The sequence below is a fragment of the Arthrobacter sp. R4 genome, from assembly GCF_051365025.1.
In the GTDB taxonomy this organism is placed as follows: domain Bacteria; phylum Actinomycetota; class Actinomycetes; order Actinomycetales; family Micrococcaceae; genus Arthrobacter.
On record NZ_JBLWIJ010000058.1, the window covers coordinates 1 to 2,401 of the forward strand.

The 2,401-nt window shown below is 55.0% G+C and carries 1 rRNA gene; it reads left to right on the forward strand.

What is annotated here, in order from left to right:
• Nucleotides 1-2,401, forward strand: a 23S ribosomal RNA gene (locus tag ACLKOZ_RS22405); the annotation flags it as partial.

The following is a 2,401-nucleotide window of genomic DNA, read 5'->3' on the forward strand; positions in this document are numbered from 1 at the left end:
GTACCGCCTGGAGAGTATCCCAAGTAGCACGGGGCCCGAGAAATCCCGTGTGAATCTGTCAGGACCACCTGATAAGCCTAAATACTCCCTAATGACCGATAGCGGACCAGTACCGTGAGGGAAAGGTGAAAAGTACCCCGGGAGGGGAGTGAAACAGTACCTGAAACCGTGTGCTTACAATCCGTCGGAGCAGCCTTGTAGCTGTGACGGCGTGCCTTTTGAAGAATGAGCCTGCGAGTTAGTGTTACGTCGCGAGGTTAACCCGTGTGGGGAAGCCGTAGCGAAAGCGAGTCTGAATAGGGCGTTGCAGTGGCGTGATCTAGACCCGAAGCGAAGTGATCTACCCATGGCCAGGTTGAAGCGACGGTAAGACGTCGTGGAGGACCGAACCCACTTCAGTTGAAAATGGAGGGGATGAGCTGTGGGTAGGGGTGAAAGGCCAATCAAACTTCGTGATAGCTGGTTCTCCCCGAAATGCATTTAGGTGCAGCGTTGCGTGTTTCTTACCGGAGGTAGAGCTACTGGATGGCTAATGGGCCCTACAAGGTTACTGACGTCAGCCAAACTCCGAATGCCGGTAAGTGAGAGCGCAGCAGTGAGACTGTGGGGGATAAGCTTCATAGTCGAGAGGGAAACAGCCCAGACCACCAACTAAGGCCCCTAAGCGTGTGCTAAGTGGGAAAGGATGTGGAGTTGCGAAGACAACCAGGAGGTTGGCTTAGAAGCAGCCATCCTTAAAAGAGTGCGTAATAGCTCACTGGTCAAGTGATTCCGCGCCGACAATGTAGCGGGGCTCAAGTACACCGCCGAAGTTGTGGCATTCAGATATTAGCTAAGCCCTTGTGGTTCAGGCGTCTGGATGGGTAGGGGAGCGTCGTGTGGGCAGTGAAGTCGCGGTGTAAACCAGCGGTGGAGCCTACACGAGTGAGAATGCAGGCATGAGTAGCGAAAGACGGGTGAGAAACCCGTCCGCCGAATGATCAAGGGTTCCAGGGTCAAGCTAATCTGCCCTGGGTAAGTCGGGACCTAAGGCGAGGCCGACAGGCGTAGTCGATGGACAACGGGTTGATATTCCCGTACCGGCGAAAAACCGCCCATGCTGAACAGGGGATACTAACTGCCCGAGACCTGCCCGATCGCCCTTGTGGTGTGAGGGTTTTGGTGGAGCGCAGGACCTGATCCTGGGAGGCAAGCGTATTAACAGGTGTGACGCAGGAAGGTAGCCAAGCCGGGCGATGGTTGTCCCGGTCTAAGGATGTAGGGCGAACGGTAGGCAAATCCGCTGTTCATGATGCCTGAGATCTGATGGGACCCCCGTTTGGGGGGATTTGGTGATCCTATGCTGCCGAGAAAAGCATCGACGCGAGGTTTTAGCCGCCCGTACCCCAAACCGACACAGGTGATCAGGTAGAGAATACTAAGGCGATCGAGAGAATTATGGTTAAGGAACTCGGCAAAATGCCCCCGTAACTTCGGGAGAAGGGGGGCCCCAACCTTGATGGACACTTGCTGTCCGGAGGGGATCGGGGCCGCAGAGACCAGGGGGAAGCGACTGTTTACTAAAAACACAGGTCCGTGCGAAGTCGCAAGACGATGTATACGGACTGACTCCTGCCCGGTGCTGGAAGGTTAAGAGGACCGGTTAGCCGCAAGGCGAAGCTGAGAATTTAAGCCCCAGTAAACGGCGGTGGTAACTATAACCATCCTAAGGTAGCGAAATTCCTTGTCGGGTAAGTTCCGACCTGCACGAATGGAGTAACGACTTCCCCGCTGTCTCAACCATAAACTCGGCGAAATTGCAGTACGAGTAAAGATGCTCGTTACGCGCAGCAGGACGGAAAGACCCCGAGACCTTTACTATAGTTTGGTATTGGTGTTCGGAGTGGCTTGTGTAGGATAGGTGGGAGACGTTGAAACCCGGACGCCAGTTCGGGTGGAGTCATCGTTGAAATACCACTCTGGTCACTTTGGACATCTAACTTCGGCCCGTAATCCGGGTCAGGGACAGTGCCTGATGGGTAGTTTAACTGGGGCGGTTGCCTCCTAAAAAGTAACGGAGGCGCCCAAAGGTTCCCTCAGCCTGGTTGGCAATCAGGTGTCGAGTGTAAGTGCACAAGGGAGCTTGACTGTGAGAGAGACATCTCGAGCAGGGACGAAAGTCGGGACTAGTGATCCGGCGGTACATTGTGGAATGGCCGTCGCTCAACGGATAAAAGGTACCTCGGGGATAACAGGCTGATCTTGCCCAAGAGTCCATATCGACGGCATGGTTTGGCACCTCGATGTCGGCTCGTCGCATCCTGGGGCTGGAGTAGGTCCCAAGGGTTGGGCTGTTCGCCCATTAAAGCGGTACGCGAGCTGGGTTTAGAACGTCGTGAGACAGTTCGGTCCCTATCCGCTG